We start from the raw sequence: 18,654 nt of genomic DNA, 5'->3' as shown, positions 1-18,654 counted from the left end.
AAGTGTTGCCCCCGGCGGTCCGATTCGACCACCGAGGGCAACATGAACGATCAATCGGCATGCGGTCAGGCCTTCTTGGCCGCCCGGCGACGTGTGGCCACCACGATCGCGCCACCGGCGGCGATCACGACCGCCCCGCCGATCGCCAGCGGAACGACCGGCCCGGAGCCGGTGTGCGCCAGACCGCCGCCGGCGTTCGCCTCCGCGGACGGGCTGGCCGAGGCTCCGGCACTCGCCACCGCCGAGACGGAGGCCGACGGGCTGGCCGAGGCACCCGGGCTGGGCTGGCCGCTCGCCGGGGCGGACGGGCTGCCGGAGGCCCCCGGGGTCGCCGAGGCCTCCGGCGTACCCGGGGTGCCGGGCGTGCTCGGGGTGGTGGTCGCCGACGGCGTACCGCTCGGCACCACCGGCGGAACGGTGGGCACGGTGGTCGGCGGCGGGACGACGGTCGGCAGGCAGCCGGTGAACGGGTAGTGGTGCGTCTCGGCACCGCCCTTGCCGGTCAGCGACTTGGCGATCACCGAACCGTTGACCGGTCCGGCGCTGCCGAGGTCGAACGCGGCGTTCGGCGCCAGCACGGTGCCGGCCCAGGCGGCCTGGCTGTTCTTGACCACCTTGGTGGCGGTCGGGAAGTTCCAGAGCAGCTTGGCCCGGACGGCCCCGCCGGAGGCGCTCTGGAGCTTGTCGTCCAGGACGTAGGACTCCTTGGCCGCGTCCCACAGGTGGAAGCCGGTGGTCTTGGCAGCGGCCATGTCGTACGCGTCACCGGTCACGTTGATCACCGTGACCGAACCGGCCGGCACCTTGATGAAGACGTTGGTGGCGCCCTGGAGCGTGCCGGCACTGACGGTGAAGCTGTTCAGCTTGGCGTCGCCGCTGCTCAGGTAGAGGTCCGCACCCTTCGCCTCGACCTTGGCACCGGCGGTCTGCGGCGCGGCGGCGAGCGAGGAGGAGGCGGAGCGCAGCTTGGCGAACTCGGCCTTGAAGTCGATCGGGGAGGCACCTTGGCTGATTTTGCCCTGGTGCGCGTCGATGACGGCAGCGTTGGCCTTCGAGCCGAAGACGCCGTTCCCCTTCATGACCTGCGTGTTGTGACCGGTGATGCTGCCGGCGACGACCAGCGCGTTGCCGCCGGGCAGGGCCGCGATCTGGCCGGGGGTGAGCTCCTGACCGACCGAGAAGCCGCCGGTGAAGTTGGCGTTGCCGCCGACCGCCACCGCGCCTTCGGCGTCGGGGGTATGGGTGTCGTCGCCCTCGATGAACTCCCCGTAGAGATTGGCCACTCCGAGGCTCTGGCACTGCTCGCCGGAGCCGGTGGCGTGGGCGGCCGGGGCGATGAGACCGGCCAGGGCAAGGGATCCGCCGAGTGCGAGCGCAGCGGCGGGTATGTGTATGCGCATGTGCAGGATCTCCGCTTGAGGTGCGGGGGGTGGGAGTGGTCCCTAAAAAGGTATGGACCAAACCGCACTCTTTCGGCCAAACGGGTGATTGGTCAAGACCAATGACCACCATGTCCGAACAGTCCCGTTTGCGCCCACCGGCCTTGCCTCGAAGGCAAACCCGGAAAGAACCGGCCGCGCGGCACCGCCCCGCCCCAAGATCGCCTGTAAGGCCGCCTACGATTGACCCCGTGCGTACCCCCTTCTCCCTGCTCGCCGAACGCTGGCAGCCGTCCGCCGCCATGGTCCGGCGCGCCGCGTTCACCGCGCTGGTGATGAGCGTGGTGATCGTCGTGACCGGCGGCGCCGTCCGGCTCACCGCCTCCGGCCTCGGCTGCACCACCTGGCCCCGCTGTACCGACGAGAGCCTGACGCCGACGCCCGAGATGGGCTTCCACGGCATCGTCGAGTTCACCAACCGGATGCTCACCTATGTGCTGAGCGCCGCGGTCGGCTGGGCGATCCTGGCCGCCCGCTGTCACCGGCCCTGGCGGCGCAGCCTGACCAAGCTGGGCTGGGCGCAGTTCTGGCTGGTGATGAGCAACGCCGTGCTCGGCGGCATCACCGTGCTGACCGGCCTCAACCCGTACACGGTGGCGCTGCACCTGATCGCCGCGATGGGCCTGGTCTGGGTCGCGCTGCTGATGTGGGAGCGGACGAAGGAGGGCGACGGCCCGCCGCGGCCGGCGGTGGCCCGCCCGATCGTCCAGCTGTCGCACGTCCTGGTCACCGTGATCGGCCTGCTGGTGGCGGCCGGGACGCTGGTGACCGGCGCAGGCCACCACCCGGGGACGCCCAAGGACAACAAGCTCGTCCCCCGGATCCCGATCGACTACGACCGGCTCACCCAGGTCCACGCCGACCTGGCGTTCGTCTCGGTCGGCCTGGCGATCGCGGTGATCTTCGTCTTCGCCGCCGTGAAGGCCCCGCCGGCCGCCCGCGCCCGGGCCCGCGAGCTGTTCGCGGTGCTGCTGGTCCAGGGCGTGCTCGGCTTCGTCCAGTACTTCACCGACGTGCCGGAGATCCTGGTCGGCCTGCACATGCTGGGCGCCACGCTGACCTGGATCGCCGCGCTGCGCATCCCGCTGGCGCTGCGGGTCCGCGAGGACGCGCCCGCCACCCCGCTGCCGGCCCAGACCCAGACCCAGGCCCCGCAGGCCGCCACGGTCTGAGGCGGACGACAGGCGGACGACAGGCGGACGGCGAGCGGCCGGAACGGCAGTACGGCCCGGTCCCCCCGAAGCGGGGGGCCGGGCCGTCGCCGTACGCGGGATCAGTCGCCGTACGCGGGATCAGCCGAGCTGGATGCCGGCCATCCGCTTCCACTCGTACGGGCCGGTCTTCACCCGGAGGCCCAGCTCGCCCTCGAAGCTGTCGTGCAGGGTCACCCCGGCCAGTTCGGCGGCCCGGCGCCCGACGGCGTAGCTCGGGGCGACCTGGTCGCCCCAGGCGCCGTCCGCGCCGACCACCACGATCCGGGTGCCGATGGAGCCCATGTACTCGACGACGCCGTCGGCGCTGCCGCCGTGCTGCCGGGCGAAGCTGCTGAGGTGCTTGGCGATGCGCTTGGCGCGGCGCTTGGCGCGGGCGTCCGGCGCGGCGGTGGTGGCGGTCTCTGCGCTGCTCATGCCCGCATGCTACCCATCGGTAGCGGAGCTGGCGACGGGAGCGGACTGTGCACCGGGCCACATACTGGAACGGTGACCTTCCAAGGCTGGCCGGCCGAGGCGCTCGACTTCTACGAGCACCTGGAGGCCGACAACTCCAAGACCTTCTGGCAGTCCCACAAGGCCCGGTACGAGCAGGCCGTCCGCGAGCCGATGGAGCGGCTGCTGGCCGAGCTGGAACCCGAGTTCGGACCGGGAAAGATCTTCCGGCCCAACCGCGACGTCCGGTTCAGCGCCGACAAGTCCCCGTACAAGACCCACATCGGCGCCCATCTGGCGGCCGGCGGCTACATCCAGCTCTCCGCCGACGGCCTGGCCTGCGGCAACGGCCTCTACCAGCTGGCGGCCGACCAGTTGGAGCGCTACCGGGCGGCCGTCGCCGAGGACGTCGGCGGCGCCGAGCTGGAGCGGGTGATCGCCCGGGTCCGCGCGGCCGGCCCCCAGGTCGTCGGCCGGGACAGCCTGAAGTCCGCCCCGCGCGGCTACCCCAGGGACCACCCCAGGATCGAGCTGCTGCGCCACAAGGGGCTGATCGCCTGGCAGGAGTGGCCGCCCGCCGAGTGGCTCGGCACCCGGGCCGCCCACCGCCGGATCACCGGCTTCCTGCGCGCCTCCCAGCCCCTCAAGGACTGGCTGGACGGCCACGTCGGGCCGAGTGGTCTGCCGCGCCGCTGAACGGGCCGCCGAACGGCCGCACAAGAACGCCGAAGGGCCCCGGTCGACGACCGGGGCCCTTCGGGTGCGGCTCCTACTTCTACTTCACGAACGGATCCACCGCGATCACCACGAACAGCAGCGTCAGATAGGTGATCGACCAGTGGAACAGGCGCATCTCCTTCAGCTTGGCGCCCACCACCCCGGCCTTGGCGCGGGCGTACAGCCCGTGCGCCTCCTTCAGCCAGGCCGCGCCCAGCAGCACCGCCGAGACGGGGTACAGCCAGCTGGTCTCCGCCAGCGGCCACAGCGCCAGCGAGACGGCGACCATGACCCAGGAGTAGATGACGATCTGCTTGGCGACCGCCAGGTTGCCCTTGATCACCGGCAGCATCGGCACGCCGGCCCGCTCGTAGTCCTCGCGCACCTTCATCGACAGCGGCCAGTAGTGCGGCGGCGTCCAGAAGAAGATGACCAGGAAGAGCACCAGCGCCGACCAGGACACCGAGTTGGTGACCGCCGCCCAGCCGACGAACACCGGCATGCAGCCGGCGATCCCGCCCCAGACGATGTTCTGCGCGGTGCGCCGCTTCAGGCCGAGCGTGTAGACGAAGACGTAGAACAGCAGCGCCGACAGCGCCAGCAGCGACGACAGCGCATTGACGAAGTAGGCCAGCCAGACCGTGGAGCCGATCGCCAGCGCGATGCCGAAGACCAGCGCCTCGCGCGGCGACACCATGCCGGTGACCAGCGGCCGCCGCTCGGTCCGCGACATCACCGCGTCGATGTCGCGGTCGATGTACATGTTCAGCGCGTTGGCACCGCCCGCCGAGAGGTAGCCGCCGATGACGACCTCCAGCACCAGCAGCGGATCCGGAACACCGCGCTGCGCCAGGAACATCACCGGCACGGTGGTGATCAGCAGCAGTTCGATGATCCGAGGCTTGGTCAGAGCGACGAATGCGCCGACACGGGCCCCGAACGGCCGGTGCGCAGGCGTCGCCCCGGTGACCCCGGCGGGACGGGATTCGACGGCGGTCACTAACACCCCAACTGAAGATGAACCTTCGCAGGCGTCCACCGGAACAAAGTTCCCGAATCGTCCGCCCTGCGCGTACCACGCCACCTTAGACGCTCCATATCTCCCCACCGGCTCCGGGGTCCCCCGGCGGGGCGGATCGCACACCCCCGGGTGAACCCCGCCGCGGTGGCCTGGACGGATGCCTCCGCGGCCCTCCGGAGGCCGGAACTCCCCCGTCCGCGCGCCGGGGAGGCAAACCGCCCGAACCTGGGCGAGGCTGGACAAAGACTCTGTCCACCCGGACGGGGAATGGTGGCCCGGACACGTGGGTTGTGCAACCACGGAGGGTGAGCCCCGGCCCGGACGGTAGGCTCGCACGAAGAAGCGGGATCTACCCTCCGTGACCGGCACCACCCAAGCGTCGGGCCACAGCGACGTGGCCGACCCGGTCCCCTTCACGGGGTCACTCTTCACAACGGAAGGAGCCCTGAGACAGGGTGAGCACGACGCCGACGAATGCATTCGAGTGGTCCGAGCTGGACGAGCGGACGGTGGACACTGCCCGTGTGCTGGCCATGGACGCGGTCCAGAAGGTCGGCAACGGACACCCCGGGACGGCCATGTCGCTGGCCCCCGCGGCGTACCTGATCTTCCAGCGCTTCCTGCGCCACGACCCGACCGACCCGGCCTGGGTGGGGCGCGACCGCTTCGTCCTCTCCCCCGGGCACACCAGCCTGACCCTCTACACCCAGCTCTACTTCTCCGGCTACGGCCTGGAGCTGGACGACCTCAAGGCCTTCCGGGTCGCCGGCAGCCGCACCCCGGGCCACCCCGAGCACGGCCACACCGCGGGCGTCGAGACCACCACCGGCCCGCTCGGCCAGGGCATCGCCAACGCCGTGGGCATGGCGATGGCCGCCCGTTTCGAGCGCGGTCTGTTCGACCCGGACGCCCCGGCCGGCGAGTCCCCCTTCGACCACACCATCTGGGCCATCGTCTCCGACGGCGACCTGGAGGAGGGCATCTCCGCCGAGGCCTCCTCGCTCGCCGGCCACCAGAAGCTCGGCAACCTGGTCGCGCTCTACGACGACAACCACATCTCGATCGAGGGCGACACCGAGACGGCCTTCTCCGAGGACGTCCTCAAGCGCTACGAGGCGTACGGCTGGCACGTTCAGCGGGTCACCCCGAGGTCCAACGGCGACATCGACGTGGCCGCCCTCGCCGAGGCGCTGGACGCGGCCAGGGCCGAGACCTCCCGCCCGTCGATCATCGCGATGCGCACCATCATCGCCTGGCCCGCCCCGGACGCGCAGAACACCGCCAAGGCGCACGGCTCCGCGCTCGGTGCCGCCGAGATCGCCGCCACCAAGAAGGTCCTGGGCTTCGACCCGGAGAAGACCTTCGAGGTCAGCGACAAGGTCATCGAGCACGCCCGCCTGGTGATCAAGCGCGGCAAGGCCGCCCGCGGCGAGTGGGAGCAGTCGTTCAACGCCTGGCGCGCCGCCCACCCGCAGCGCGCCGCCGAGTTCGACCGCATCCAGGCCGGCGAGCTGCCCGAGAGCTGGAAGAAGTCCGTCCCGGTCTTCGAGTCCGGCAAGGAGGTCGCCACCCGCAAGGCCAGTGGCGAGACCCTCAAGGCGCTCGGCGCGGTGATCCCGGAGCTGTGGGGCGGCTCGGCCGACCTCGCGGAGTCCAACCTCACCACCATCGACGAGGAGAGCTCCTTCCTCCCCGAGGGCAACCCGCTGAAGAGCGCCAGCCCGTACGGCCGGACGATCCACTTCGGCATCCGCGAGCACGCCATGGGCTCGACCATGAACGGCATCGCGCTGCACGGCCGGACCCGCGTGTTCGGCGGCACCTTCCTGGTCTTCGCCGACTACATGCGCCCGGCCGTCCGCCTGGCCGCGCTGATGAAGCTGCCGGTCACCTACGTCTGGACGCACGACTCGATCGGCCTCGGCGAGGACGGCCCGACCCACCAGCCGGTGGAGCACCTGGCCTCGCTGCGCGCCATCCCGGGCCTGTCCATCGTCCGCCCGGCCGACGCCAACGAGACGGCCGTCGCCTGGCGCACCGTCATCGAGCGGCAGACCAGCCACCCCGGCCCGGTCGGCCTGGCGCTCACCCGCCAGAACGTCCCGACCTTCGACCGCGAGGTGTTCGCCTCCGCCGAGGGCACCGCGAAGGGCGGCTACATCCTGGCCGAGGCCTCCAACGGCGTCCCGCAGGTGATCCTGCTCGGCACCGGTTCCGAGGTCCAGCTGGCCGTCAAGGCCCGCGAGGTCCTGGAGGCGGAGGGCATCGCGACCCGCGTGGTCTCGGTGCCGTCCTTCGAGTGGTTCCAGGAGCAGGACCAGGCCTACCGCGACAGCGTGCTGCCGCCCACCGTCAAGGCCCGGGTGTCGGTCGAGGCCGGCATCGCCCAGGGCTGGCGCGAGCTGGTCGGCGACCACGGCCGGATCGTCTCGCTGGAGCGCTTCGGCGCCTCCGCCGACTACAAGGTGCTGTTCCAGGAGTTCGGCCTGACCGCCGAGGCCGTGGTGGCCGAGGCGCACAACGCGCTGCGCTCGCTCGAGGCCGTCAACCGCTGACGGCCCTTGGCCGGGGGTGCCCGACCGCACATCGGGCCCCCCGGCCGGTCTGACGACCCCACAGACAGACAGACAAAGAGAAGTAAGGACTGAAGCACCATGACTGACGCACTGAAGCGCCTCAGCGACGAAGGCGTGGCGATCTGGCTGGACGACCTCAGCCGCAAGCGGCTGAACACCGGCAACCTCGCCGAGCTGGTGCAGAACAAGCACGTGGTGGGTGTCACGACCAACCCCACCATCTTCCAGAAGGCCATCGGCGGCGGCGACAGCTCCTACGACGGCCAGCTGCGCGACCTCGCCGTCCGCAAGGTCACCACCGACGAGGCCGTCCGCATGATCACCACCTCGGACGTGCGCGACGCCGCCGACGTGCTGCGCCCGGTCTACGACGCCTCCAACGGCCGCGACGGCCGGGTCTCCATCGAGGTCGACCCGCGGCTGGCCCACGAGACCGCCGCCACCATCGCCGAGGCCAAGCAGCTGTGGTGGCTGGTCGACCGCCCGAACGTGTTCATCAAGATCCCCGCCACCAAGGCCGGTCTGCCCGCGATCGCCGAGGTCATCGGCAAGGGCATCAGCGTCAACGTCACGCTGATCTTCTCGCTGGAGCGCTACCGCGCGGTCATCGACGCCTACCTGACCGGCCTGGAGGCCGCCAAGGCCAAGGGCCTGGACCTCTCCCAGATCGAGTCGGTCGCCTCCTTCTTCGTCTCCCGCGTGGACACCGAGATCGACAAGCGCCTCGACAAGATCGGCGGCGAGGCCCGGCAGCTGCGTTCCAAGGCCGCCCTGGCCAACGCCCGCCTCGCATACCAGGCGTACGAGGAGGTCTTCGGCAGCGTCGACGGCAAGACCGCCGGCAGCGACCGCTGGACGGCCCTGGAGGCCGCCGGCGCCAAGCCGCAGCGCCCGCTCTGGGCCTCCACCGGCGTCAAGGACCCGGCCCTGCCGGACACCCTGTACGTCACCGAGCTGGTCGCCCCGGGCACCGTCAACACCATGCCCGAGGCCACCCTGAACGCCACCGGCGACCACGGCGTGATCACCGGCGGCACCATCGTCCCCAACTACGCCGACGCCAAGGCCGTGATGGACGCCATCGCCGCCGCCGGCGTGGACTACGACGACGTGGTCCAGGTGCTGGAGGACGAGGGCGTCGAGAAGTTCGAGCAGTCCTGGAACGAGCTGCTCGACACCGTCACCGCCTCGCTCGCCTCCTTCGCCGACGAGAAGTGACCCCCGCTCACAGCCAGCGCACGAAAGCGGAGCCCCTTCAGTGAGCACTGACTACCCCGAGTTGACGTCCGAATCGGACGCCGGCGATGGTCCGCCGGCCCCCGTCAACCCGCTTCGTGACCCCGCCGACCGACGGCTCCCGCGCATCGCGGGGCCGTCCGGTCTGGTCATCTTCGGAGTCACCGGCGACCTGTCCCGCAAGAAGCTGATGCCGGCCATCTACGACCTGGCCAACCGCGGTCTGCTGCCGCCGGGCTTCTCGCTCGTCGGCTTCGCCCGGCGCGAGTGGGACGACGAGGACTTCGCCAAGGAGGTCCACGACGCCGTCCGGGACCACGCCCGGACCCCGTTCCGCGAAGAGGTCTGGCAGCAGCTCGCCAAGGGCATGCGCTTCGTCCACGGCACCTTCGACGACGACGACGCCTTCGACAAGCTCCGCGAGACCATCGAGGAGCTGGACAAGGCGCAGGGCACCGGCGGCAACTTCGCCTTCTACCTCTCCGTCCCGCCGAAGTTCTTCCCGACCGTCGTCCAGCAGCTGAAGAAGCACGGTCTGGCCGATCCGCCCTCCTCGCCCGCCAACGGGCAGGAGGGGCCCAGCAGGGCTTCCTGGCGGCGCGCCGTCATCGAGAAGCCCTTCGGCCACGACCTGGAGAGCGCCCAGGAGCTGAACCGGATCGTCCACGAGGTCTTCCCCCGGGACGAGGTCTTCCGGATCGACCACTACCTGGGCAAGGAGACCGTCCAGAACATCCTGGCGCTGCGCTTCGCCAACCAGATGTTCGAGCCGATCTGGAACCGGTCGTACGTCGACCACGTCCAGATCACGATGGCCGAGGACATCGGCATCGGCGGCCGCGCCGGCTACTACGACGGCATCGGCTCGGCCCGGGACGTCATCCAGAACCACCTGCTGCAGCTGATGGCGCTCACCGCCATCGAGGAGCCCGCGTCCTTCCACCCCAAGGCGCTGGTGGCCGAGAAGCTCAAGGTGCTCAGCGCCGTCAAGCTCCCGACCGACCTCGGCCGGCACACCGTGCGCGGCCAGTACGCGGCCGGCTGGCAGGGCGGCGAGGAGGTCGGCGGCTACCTCGACGAGGACGGCATCGACCCGGACTCCAAGACCGACACCTACGCGGCCATCAAGCTGGAGATCAACAACCGCCGCTGGGCGGGTGTGCCGTTCTACCTGCGCACCGGCAAGCGGCTCGGCCGCCGGGTCACCGAGATCGCGGTGGTCTTCCAGCGCGCCCCGTACCTGCCGTTCGACTCCTACGCGACCGAGGAGCTGGGGCAGAACGCCCTGGTCATCCGGGTCCAGCCGGACGAGGGCGTGACGGTGCGGTTCGGCTCCAAGGTGCCGGGCACCTCCTTCGAGGTCCGCGACGTCACGATGGACTTCGCCTACGGCGAGTCCTTCACCGAGTCCAGCCCGGAGGCGTACGAGCGGCTCATCCTCGACGTGCTGCTCGGCGACGCCAACCTGTTCCCGCGCCACCAGGAGGTCGAGCTCTCCTGGCAGATCCTCGACCCGATCGAGCGGTACTGGGACACCCACGGCAGGCCCGCCCAGTACCCGGCCGGGACCTGGGGCCCCGCCGAGGCGGACGAGATGCTCGCACGAGACGGCAGGAGCTGGCGCCGGCCATGAAGATCGACCTCACGGACACCACGTCCAGCAAGATCAACGCAGCCCTGATGGAGGCGCGCCGGATCAGCGGCTCCACCGCCGCCGGCATGGTGCTCACCCTGGTGATCGTGACCGACGAGGGCAGCGCGTACGACGCCCTCAAGGCCGCCAACGACGCCTCCCGCGAGCACCCCTCGCGCACCCTGGCGGTCATCAAGCGCGCCGGGCGTTCGCCCCGGGCCCGCGCCGAGACCCGTCTGGACGCCGAGATCCTGGCTGGCTCGGACGCCGGCTCCGGCGAGACGGTCATCCTGCGCATGCACGGCGAGCTCGTCGCGCACGCCCAGTCGGTCGTCCTGCCGCTGCTGCTGCCGGACGCCCCGGTGGTGGTCTGGTGGCCCGAGAACTCCCCCGCGCACCCCGCGCAGGACCCGCTGGGCTCGATCGCCCAGCGCCGGATCACCGACGCCGTCACCGCCGAGTCCCCGGTCGGCCAGCTCGCCCAGCGGGCCCAGAGCTACACCCCGGGCGACACCGACCTGGCCTGGACCAGGATCACCGGCTGGCGCTCGATGCTGGCCGCCGCGCTGGACCAGCGGCCCGCCAGGATCACCTCCGCGGTGGTCGAGGGCGAGTCCTACAACCCCAGCGTGGAACTGCTCGGCCTCTGGCTGCACAACCGGCTGCACGTGCCGGTCGAGCGGGTCGTCACCGGCGGCCCCGGCATCACCGCGGTGCACCTGCGCACCGCGGACGGGGACATCACCCTGGACCGCCCGGACGGCCTGATGGGCACCCTCTCGATGCCCGGCTCCCCGGACCGCCAGGTGGCGCTCAAGCGTCGTGAGACGTCCGAGCTGATCGCCGAGGAGCTGCGCCGGCTCGACCCGGACGACATCTACGCCACGGCCGTACGCACCCCCGTGGAGCGGCTGCGCGAGCCGGCCAACGCCGAGACGGCGGCGGCCGAGAAGGTCGCCCACGCGATCGCCGAGGCCACCGTCGCCGAGGCCACCGTCGCCAACCCGGCCCGGGTGACGGCCGCGGTGCTCACCGCGGAGAAGGCGGCTGCGGAGGAAGCGTTTGCGGAGAGCGCGGCCCCGGCCGCGGAGCCTGCGGCGGCGAAGAAGGCCCCCGCCAAGGCGGCCAAGCGCACCACCAAGCGGAGCGACTCGTGACCGCCGCCACCCCGCAGCTGGTCGTCCACCGGGACAAGGAGCTGATGGCGCAGGCGGCCGCGGCCCGGCTGATCACCCGGATCGTGGACGCCCAGGCCGCCCGCGGCACCGCCTCGGTGGTGCTCACCGGCGGGCGCAACGGGAACGCCCTGCTGGCCGCCATCGCCGCCTCCCCGGCCCGGGACGCGGTCGACTGGGCCCGGCTGGACCTCTGGTGGGGCGACGAGCGTTTCGTGCCCTCCCAGGACCCCGAGCGCAACGCCGTCCAGGCCCGCGCGGAGCTGCTGGACGCCGTTCCGCTCGACCCGGCGCGGGTGCACGAGATGCCCGCTTCGGACGGCGTGGACGGCTCGGACGTGGAGGCCGCCGCGGCCCGCTACGCCGAGGAGCTGGCGAAGGCCGCCGGGCCGGGCGACCGGCTCGGCGTGCCCTGCTTCGACGTGCTGCTGCTCGGCGTCGGCCCGGACACCCATGTCGCCTCGCTGTTCCCCGAGCACCCGGGCGTACGGGAGACCGAGCTGACGGTGATCGGCGTCCGCGGTGCGCCCAAGCCCCCGCCGACCCGGATCTCGCTCAGCCTCCCGGCCATCCGGGAGGCCCGCGAGGTCTGGCTGCTGGCGGCGGGCGAGGACAAGGCCGACGCCGTCGCGGTGGCGCTGTCCGGCCCCGGCGAGATCCAGGCGCCCGCCTCCGGCGCGTACGGGCGGGGCCGCACCCTGTGGCTGCTCGACCGCGCCGCGGCGGCGCAGATCCCGCCGCAGCTGTACCCGCCCGCCTCGGCCTGACGGCCGGGCAGGAAACGCCGAAGGGCGTCACCGTTCGACGGTGACGCCCTTCGGCGTTGGACCGGGTACCGGCCCCGGGCTCAGATCTCGCCGCGCAGCTTGGCCAGCGCCTCGGCGAGGATCGCCTCGCCGTCGGCGTCGGTGCGCCGCTCGCGGACGTAGGCGAGGTGGGTCTTGTACGGCTCGTTGCGCGAGGGAGCCGGTGGGTTGTGCTCGTCCTGACCGGCCGGAAAGCCACAGCGCGGGCAGTCCCAGGTGTCCGGGATGACGGCCTCGGCGGCGAAGCTCGGGCGGGTCTCGTGCTTGTTGGCACACCAGAAGGAGATCCGGTTGCGCGGGGCGGACTCGCCGCGCTCCGCCTCGCCCATCGGGCCGGCTCCGACCCTGCTGCCACGGATGGCATTGCCACTTGCCACGGTCTGACTCCCTGCGTGCTGGTGCGCCGACCCGCCGCGGTGCGCGTCGGTGGCGAAGTCGTCCTAGTGTAAGCAGCAGTTAAGGTTCCACCACCACCGCATCCGCCCCGGCCGCTCCCAGGATAGGCGCTGGGGCGACGGGGCGTCAGGAATACCTCAGCTCTTGTACTTCAGCACCAGGCCGAGCACGATGATGCAGGCGAACCAGGCGCCGCCGACGATGATCGTGATGCGGTCGAGGTTGCGCTCGGCCACCGCCGAACCGCCACCGGTGGACATCGCGCCGCCACCGAACATGTCGGACAGGCCGCCGCCCTTCCCCTTGTGCAGCAGCACCAGGAGGATCATCAGCAGGCTGAAGATGATCAGGGCAATCGAGAACCCGATAACCACGACGGGACCAACTCTCTCGTATCTTCGGCGAAGGGGCCGGGCCGCGTACGGCGGTCCGGCCCCAAAGCCTACGTTGCTGCGGCGGCGTTAGCCTACTGCCTGGTCACGGTAGCGCACGATCTTGACGAACTCGTCGGCGTCCAGGGAGGCACCGCCGATCAGGCCGCCGTCGATGTCCGGCTTGGCCATCAGGCCGGCCGCACTGGAGGACTTGACCGAACCGCCGTACAGCACACGGACCTTGTCGGCCAGCTCGGCGCTGTACAGCTCGGCGATCCGCCGACGGATGGCCGCGCAGACCTCCTGGGCGTCCTCCGGGGTGGCCACCTCGCCGGTGCCGATCGCCCAGACCGGCTCGTAGGCGACCACGATCGACTCGGCCTGGTCGGCCGGGACGTCCTGCAGGCCGCCGTCGAGCTGGGCCAGGGTGTACTCGACGTGGGTGCCGGCCTTGCGGATCTCCAGCGGCTCGCCGATGCACAGGATCGGGGTGATCCCGCTGCGGTAGGCGGCCTTGACCTTGGCGTTGACGATCTCCTCGTTCTCGCCGTGGTACTGCCGGCGCTCCGAGTGGCCGATCACCGCGTAGGTGCACTTCAGCTTGGACAGCATCGGGCCCGAGACCTCACCGGTGTACGCACCGGAGTCGTGCTTCGAGATGTCCTGCGAGCCGTACTTGATCTTCAGCTTGTCGCCGTCGACCAGGGTCTGCACCGAGCGCAGATCGGTGAACGGCACCAGGACGGCGACCTCGACGGCCTGGTAGTCCTTGTCGGCCAGCGCGAAGGCCAGCTTCTGGGTGTGCTGGATGGCCTCAAGGTGGTTGAGGTTCATCTTCCAGTTGCCCGCCATCAGCGGGAGACGCTCAGTCATTGCCTCAGCCTTCCAGGGCGGCGAGACCGGGAAGGGTCTTGCCCTCCAGGTACTCAAGGCTGGCGCCACCGCCGGTCGAGATGTGCCCGAACTTCGTTTCGTCGAAGCCCAGGATGCGGACGGCCGCGGCGGAGTCGCCGCCACCGACCACGGTGAACGCGTCGCTGTCGAGCAGGGCCTGCGCGACGGCCTTGGTGCCCTCGGCGAAGGCCGGGTGCTCGAAGACGCCCACCGGACCGTTCCAGAACACCGTCCGGGCGTCGGCCAGCTTCGCCGCGAACAGCTCGCGGGTCTTCGGGCCGATGTCCAGGCCCTCCTTGTCGGCGGGGATCTTGTCCGCGTCGACGATCTCGAAGTCCTCGACCGGGGCGTGCGTCCTGGTGTCCGGGAAGCTCCCGGAGATGGCGACGTCCACCGGCACCACGAACTCGACGCCGTTCTCCTCGCCGCGCTTCAGGTAGTCCAGGACCGTCGGGATCTGGTCCTTCTGCAGCAGCGAGATGCCGACCTCGTGGCCCTGGGCCGCGAGGAAGGTGTACGCCATGCCGCCGCCGATCAGGATGCGGTCGGCCTTGCCGAGCAGGTTGTCGATCACGCCGACCTTGTCGGACACCTTGGAGCCGCCGAGCACGACCACGTACGGGCGCTCGACCTCCTCGGTGAGGCGCTTGAGCACGCCCACCTCGGTGGCGATCAGGTCGCCGACGGCGTGCGGCAGGCGGGCCGGCAGGTCGTACACCGAGGCGTGCTTGCGGTGCACCGCGCCGAAGCCGTCGCCGACGTACAGGTCGGCCAGCTCGGCCAGCCGGTCGGCGAAGGCGCCGCGCTCGGCGTCGTCCTTGCTGGTCTCACCGGCGTTGAAGCGCAGGTTCTCGAGCAGCGTGACCTCGCCGTCGGCCAGGGCGGCGACGGTGGCCTTCGCGCTCTCGCCCACGGTGTCGGTCGCGAAGGACACCGACCGGCCGAGGATCTCACCAAGGCGGACGGCCACCGGTGCGAGGGAGAACTGCGGGTCCGGCTCGCCCTTGGGGCGGCCGAGGTGGGAGGCGACGACGACCTTCGCACCGCGCTCGACGAGCTTGGCGATGGTCGGGGCGACGGCGCGGATCCGGCCGTCGTCGGTGATCGTGCCGTCGGACAGCGGGACGTTCAGGTCCGCACGGACGAACACGCGCTTGCCGACGACGTCGAGGTCTTCGATGGTCTTCACAGGTCTCCGGGTCTCCTGGGGAGATGTGGTGCAGAGGGGCGGCACTGCACCGGGCCGCCGAGGGGTGAGGGAGCGCAGAGCGAGGGCCCGGATGGCCGCACACGCCGTCCGGGCCCTCACCCCTACATCACGTCAGCTCCCGCTGCGTCAGAGCTGGCCGCCGACGAGGGTGGTCAGGTTGACGAGACGGTTCGAGTAGCCCCACTCGTTGTCGTACCAGCCGAAGACCTTGACCTGGTTGCCCTGGACCATGGTCATCAGCGAGTCGAAGATCGTGGAGAACGGCGAGTTCACGATGTCGGAGGAGACGATCGGGTCCTCGGTGTACTGCAGGATGCCCTTGAGGGAGCCCTCGGAGGCCTTCTGGAAGGCCTCGTTGACCTCCGCGACGGTGACCTCGCGCTCCAGGGTGACGACCAGGTCGGTGATCGAACCGGTCGGGACCGGGACGCGCAGCGAGGTGCCGTCCAGCTTGCCCTTCAGCTCCGGCAGCACCAGCGCGGTGGCCTTGGCGGCACCGGTGGAGGTCGGGATGATGTTCAGGGCGGCGGCGCGGGCGCGACGCAGGTCCTTGTGCGGGAAGTCCAGCGTGACCTGGTCGTTGGTGTACGCGTGCACCGTGGTCATCAGACCCTTGACGATGCCGAAGTTCTCGTTCAGCACCTTGGCCAGCGGCGCCACGCAGTTGGTGGTGCAGGAGGCGTTGGAGATGACGGTGTGCTTCGCGGCGTCGTACTTCTCGTCGTTGACGCCCATGACGATGGTGACGTCCTCGTCGGTGGCGGGCGCCGAGATGATGACCTTCTTCGCACCGGCGGTGACGTGCTTCTTCGCAGCCTCGGCCTTGGTGAAGATACCGGTCGACTCGATGACGATGTCGACGCCCAGCTCGCCCCAGGGCAGGTTGGCCGGGTCACGCTCGGCGATGACCTTGAAGGTCTTGCCGTTGACGGTGATGCTGTTCTCGGTGTGCGAGACCTCGCCGGGGAAGGTGCCCAGGATGGAGTCGTACTTGAGCAGGTGCGCCAGGGTCTTGGTGTCGGTCAGGTCGTTGACACCGACGATCTCGATGTCCGCGCCCTGGGCCTGAACCGCACGGAAGAAGTTGCGGCCAATGCGGCCGAATCCGTTGATGCCTACCCGGATCGTCACGAAACCGATCTCCTCGTTAGGTACGCCGGAGCTATGCCGACGGGGGTGAAATTTGGGATGTCCCCGACCACCCATGACCCTACCTCTCCAAGGCCTGGGAGGGCACATCAGGCCGGGCCGGAGCCCTTGGCGTGGCGTGTCAAGAGGGCGCGGTCAGGGCTTCCGTCCTTGGCCTTGCGGGCAGTTGGTCCCGCCCTCCGGAGGCCCGCCGGGCCCTTGGTCCCCTCGGTTCGAACGCGAAACGACCGGTGCCCCCTGTCAGGGGCACCGGTCGTCGGTTTCACCGGCCGGATCAGGGCCGGCCAGGCCTAGTTCAGCGCCATCTCGTCGGTCAGGTTGGCCTCGGTGCTGGGCAGGCCGAGCTCGGAGGCGCGCTTGTCCGCCATCGCCAGCAGCCGGCGGATCCGGCCGGCCACCGCGTCCTTGGTCAGCGGCGGGTCGGCCAGGGCGCCCAGCTCCTCCAGCGAGGCCTGCTTGTGCTGCATCCTCAGCTGGCCTGCGGCGGCCAGGTGCTCGGGGACCTCCTCGCCCAGGATCTCCAGCGCGCGCTGCACCCGGGCGCCGGCCGCGACGGCGGCGCGGGCCGAGCGGCGCAGGTTGGCGTCGTCGAAGTTGGCCAGACGGTTGGCGGTGGCCCGCACCTCGCGCCGCATCCGGCGCTCCTCCCAGGCCAGCACCGACTCATGGGCGCCCAGGCGGGTCAGCAGCGCGCCGATGGCGTCACCGTCGCGGATCACCACCCGGTCCACCCCGCGCACCTCGCGGGCCTTGGCCGGGATGCCCAGCCGGCGGGCCGCGCCGACCAGGGCCAGGGCCGCCTCGGAGCCGGGGCAGGTGATCTCCAGCGAGGAGGACCGGCCCGGCTCGGTGAGCGAGCCGTGCGCCAGGAAGGCCCCGCGCCAGGCCGCCTCGGCGTCACAGGTCGCGCCGGAGACGACCGCCGGGGGCAGGCCCCGGATGGGGCGGCCTCGGCCGTCCACCAGGCCGGTCTGCCGCGCCAGCAGCTCGCCGTCCTTGACCACCCGGACCACGTAGCGGCTGCCGCGCCGCAGGCCGCCGGGTGCCATCACCACCAGGTCCGAGGAGTGTCCGAAGATCTCCAGCAGGTCCTTGCGCAGTCGCCGTGCCGCCGCGCCGGTGTCGAGCTCCGCCTCGATCACGATGCGGCCGCTCACGATGTGGAGCCCGCCCGCGAATCGCAGGATCGCCGACACCTCCGCCTTGCGGCAGCAGGCCCTCGTGACCGGGAGCCGGCTGATTTCGTCCTTCACCGCTGGAGTCATCGCCATGGCCCGATCCTTCCATGTGTCCGGAAAATCCGGTCGTACGCGGCTGCCAAGAGCTCCGGGTCGTGTCGCGGCGTGCCGTCGGCGCGGGCGACCCGGTCGAGCACCAGGGCCGCGCCCATCCGCTCGGCGGCCTTCTCCAGGCCGGCCAGGTCCGCCTGACCGAAGGCGCCCCCGCTGACGGCGCGCTCGTCCACCAGGATCGCATCCACCGCGAGGGCGGGGGCGTGGTCGGCGATGACCTCCAGGTGGCGCTGCGGGGTGAAGCCCTCGGTCTCGCCGGGCTGCGGGGCCAGGTTCAGGGTGAGCAGCCGGCGGGCGCGGGTCTCGGTGAGCGCCTTGGCCAGCTCGGGCACCAGCAGGTGCGGCAGCACGCTGGTGAACCAGGAGCCGGGGCCGAGCACCACCCAGTCCGCCTCCCGGACGGCGGTGACGGCCTCCGGGACGGCCGGCGGCCCGTCCGGCAGCAGCCGGATCGACTGCACCGTGCCCGGCGTCACCGCGACGCTGGCCTGGCCGCGCACGGCGGACAGCTCGCCCGGGCGCGCCGGGTCGTGGCCCCGGACGACCGCCTCGATGTCCAGTGGCACCGCCGACATCGGCAGCACCCGGCCCTGGACGTTCAGCAGCCGGGCGACCCAGTCCAGGGCGGCCACTGGGTCCCCGAGCTTCTCCCAGAGCGCGACGATCAGCAGGTTGCCGACGGCGTGGCCGCCCAGCTCGCCGGTGCCGGTGAAGCGCTGCTGGATCACCTCGGACCAGGTGCGGCCCCAGTCGTCGTCCCCGCAGAGCGCGGCCAGCGCCTTGCGGAGGTCCCCCGGGGGCAGCACCCCGAGCTCCTCGCGCAGCCGCCCGCTGGAGCCGCCGTCGTCGGCGACGGTGACCACGGCGGTGAGGTCGGTGGTGAGCCGGCGCAGCGCGGAGAGCGAGGCGGACAGGCCCTGGCCGCCGCCGAGGGCGGCGATCCTGGGTGCCGGGTTGGTGCGGGCCGGGCTGGTCCGCGGCCGACTGGGCGCCGTGGTGCGCGACGGGCCCCCCGTCCGGTCGGCGGTCTTGTTCTGAAACTGCCGCCCGGGCACGTATCCCGTCACACCTACCTCGCGTTCCTCTCGCC

General features: G+C 71.3%; 17 protein-coding genes. 7 read left to right on the top strand and 10 right to left on the bottom strand.

The window, feature by feature from the left end; genetic code table 11:
- Positions 1–65 precede the first annotated feature (65 nt).
- The gene (locus ACIP82_RS16160) at positions 66–1,400 is read right to left on the bottom strand and encodes a choice-of-anchor A family protein (RefSeq protein WP_400653797.1); all 1,335 of its coding nucleotides are present in this window, start codon (positions 1,398–1,400) and stop codon (positions 66–68) included.
- 221 nt (positions 1,401–1,621) lie between these two features.
- On the opposite strand from ACIP82_RS16160, the gene ACIP82_RS16155 reads away from it, so the two are divergent.
- Positions 1,622–2,611: a heme A synthase gene (locus ACIP82_RS16155; protein ID WP_400654042.1), complete on the top strand. Its 990-nt coding sequence runs from the start codon at positions 1,622–1,624 to the stop codon at positions 2,609–2,611.
- Between the two features lie 120 nt (positions 2,612–2,731).
- On the opposite strand, the gene ACIP82_RS16150 is transcribed toward ACIP82_RS16155, so the two are convergent.
- Positions 2,732–3,067, bottom strand: coding sequence for a hypothetical protein (locus ACIP82_RS16150; RefSeq protein WP_400653795.1), 336 nt, complete (start codon positions 3,065–3,067; stop codon positions 2,732–2,734).
- A gap of 72 nt (positions 3,068–3,139) precedes the next feature.
- On the opposite strand from ACIP82_RS16150, the gene ACIP82_RS16145 reads away from it, so the two are divergent.
- On the top strand, positions 3,140–3,781 hold the full coding sequence (locus ACIP82_RS16145) for a DUF2461 domain-containing protein (RefSeq protein ID WP_363611974.1): 642 nt from the start codon (positions 3,140–3,142) through the stop codon (positions 3,779–3,781).
- A gap of 79 nt (positions 3,782–3,860) precedes the next feature.
- Here ACIP82_RS16145 and ACIP82_RS16140 read toward each other — a convergent pair whose 3' ends face one another.
- Positions 3,861–4,802, bottom strand: a complete 942-nt coding sequence (locus ACIP82_RS16140) for a heme o synthase (RefSeq protein WP_363611972.1) — start codon at positions 4,800–4,802, stop codon at positions 3,861–3,863.
- Positions 4,803–5,278: 476 nt separating this feature from the next.
- Here ACIP82_RS16140 and tkt point away from each other — a divergent pair, with 476 nt between their 5' ends.
- The 5 genes from tkt to pgl all read left to right on the top strand — a co-directional run bounded on the left by tkt (position 5,279) and on the right by pgl (position 12,210).
- A complete protein-coding gene (gene tkt, locus ACIP82_RS16135) occupies positions 5,279–7,378 on the top strand; it encodes a transketolase (RefSeq protein ID WP_400653792.1) in 2,100 nt (699 codons plus the stop codon).
- A 99-nt stretch (positions 7,379–7,477) separates the two neighbouring features.
- Entirely contained in the window at positions 7,478–8,617 is a 1,140-nt protein-coding gene (gene tal / locus ACIP82_RS16130) for a transaldolase (protein ID WP_363611968.1), read from the top strand.
- A gap of 61 nt (positions 8,618–8,678) precedes the next feature.
- A complete protein-coding gene (gene zwf / locus ACIP82_RS16125) occupies positions 8,679–10,268 on the top strand; it encodes a glucose-6-phosphate dehydrogenase (protein WP_400654040.1) in 1,590 nt (529 codons plus the stop codon).
- Positions 10,265–11,425, top strand: a complete 1,161-nt coding sequence (gene opcA / locus ACIP82_RS16120) for a glucose-6-phosphate dehydrogenase assembly protein OpcA (RefSeq protein WP_400653790.1) — start codon at positions 10,265–10,267, stop codon at positions 11,423–11,425. The genes zwf and opcA overlap by 4 nt, the downstream gene beginning before the upstream one ends.
- On the top strand, positions 11,422–12,210 hold the full coding sequence (gene pgl / locus ACIP82_RS16115; protein WP_363611964.1) for a 6-phosphogluconolactonase: 789 nt from the start codon (positions 11,422–11,424) through the stop codon (positions 12,208–12,210). The genes opcA and pgl overlap by 4 nt, the downstream gene beginning before the upstream one ends.
- Before the next feature lie 80 nt (positions 12,211–12,290).
- Here the strand turns inward: pgl and ACIP82_RS16110 are convergent, their stop codons facing one another.
- The 7 genes from ACIP82_RS16110 to yvcK form a co-directional block, all read right to left on the bottom strand.
- Complete coding sequence (locus ACIP82_RS16110; protein WP_030308030.1) at positions 12,291–12,578, bottom strand: RNA polymerase-binding protein RbpA; 288 nt, start codon at positions 12,576–12,578, stop codon at positions 12,291–12,293.
- Between the two features lie 204 nt (positions 12,579–12,782).
- Positions 12,783–13,019 (bottom strand): preprotein translocase subunit SecG, encoded by a 237-nt coding sequence (gene secG / locus ACIP82_RS16105; protein WP_363611962.1) that lies wholly within the window; start codon positions 13,017–13,019, stop codon positions 12,783–12,785.
- Between the two features lie 87 nt (positions 13,020–13,106).
- Positions 13,107–13,892, bottom strand: coding sequence for a triose-phosphate isomerase (gene tpiA, locus ACIP82_RS16100; protein ID WP_363611960.1), 786 nt, complete (start codon positions 13,890–13,892; stop codon positions 13,107–13,109).
- A 4-nt stretch (positions 13,893–13,896) separates the two neighbouring features.
- Positions 13,897–15,102 carry a phosphoglycerate kinase gene (locus ACIP82_RS16095; RefSeq protein ID WP_363611958.1) on the bottom strand — a complete coding sequence of 402 codons (1,206 nt, stop codon included), beginning with the start codon at positions 15,100–15,102 and terminating at the stop codon, positions 13,897–13,899.
- A gap of 147 nt (positions 15,103–15,249) precedes the next feature.
- Positions 15,250–16,254 carry a type I glyceraldehyde-3-phosphate dehydrogenase gene (gene gap / locus ACIP82_RS16090; RefSeq protein WP_400653786.1) on the bottom strand — a complete coding sequence of 335 codons (1,005 nt, stop codon included), beginning with the start codon at positions 16,252–16,254 and terminating at the stop codon, positions 15,250–15,252.
- A 308-nt stretch (positions 16,255–16,562) separates the two neighbouring features.
- Entirely contained in the window at positions 16,563–17,543 is a 981-nt protein-coding gene (whiA, locus tag ACIP82_RS16085; RefSeq protein ID WP_148642545.1) for a DNA-binding protein WhiA, read from the bottom strand.
- Positions 17,534–18,505, bottom strand: coding sequence for a uridine diphosphate-N-acetylglucosamine-binding protein YvcK (yvcK, locus tag ACIP82_RS16080; protein ID WP_400654037.1), 972 nt, complete (start codon positions 18,503–18,505; stop codon positions 17,534–17,536). The genes whiA and yvcK overlap by 10 nt, the downstream gene beginning before the upstream one ends.
- Positions 18,506–18,654: the final 149 nt, after the last annotated feature.

It is taken from the genome of Kitasatospora sp. NPDC088548 (genome assembly GCF_044753005.1).
Classification (GTDB): Bacteria; Actinomycetota; Actinomycetes; order Streptomycetales; family Streptomycetaceae; genus Kitasatospora.
Note: the sequence above shows the minus strand (reverse complement) of the source record. Positions and strands in the feature narration are given on the sequence as shown.

What these genes read in the sequence shown, in the direction of transcription:
- ACIP82_RS16160 (WP_400653797.1), bottom strand. Translation starts at nt 1,400, where the DNA reads ATGCGCATACACATACCCGCCGCTGCGCTCGCACTCGGCGGATCCCTT.
- ACIP82_RS16150 (WP_400653795.1), bottom strand. Translation starts at nt 3,067, where the DNA reads ATGAGCAGCGCAGAGACCGCCACCACCGCCGCGCCGGACGCCCGCGCC.
- tal (WP_363611968.1), top strand. Translation starts at nt 7,478, where the DNA reads ATGACTGACGCACTGAAGCGCCTCAGCGACGAAGGCGTGGCGATCTGG.
- opcA (WP_400653790.1), top strand. Translation starts at nt 10,265, where the DNA reads ATGAAGATCGACCTCACGGACACCACGTCCAGCAAGATCAACGCAGCC.
- ACIP82_RS16110 (WP_030308030.1), bottom strand. Translation starts at nt 12,578, where the DNA reads ATGGGCGAGGCGGAGCGCGGCGAGTCCGCCCCGCGCAACCGGATCTCC.
- tpiA (WP_363611960.1), bottom strand. Translation starts at nt 13,892, where the DNA reads ATGACTGAGCGTCTCCCGCTGATGGCGGGCAACTGGAAGATGAACCTC.
- whiA (WP_148642545.1), bottom strand. Translation starts at nt 17,543, where the DNA reads ATGGCGATGACTCCAGCGGTGAAGGACGAAATCAGCCGGCTCCCGGTC.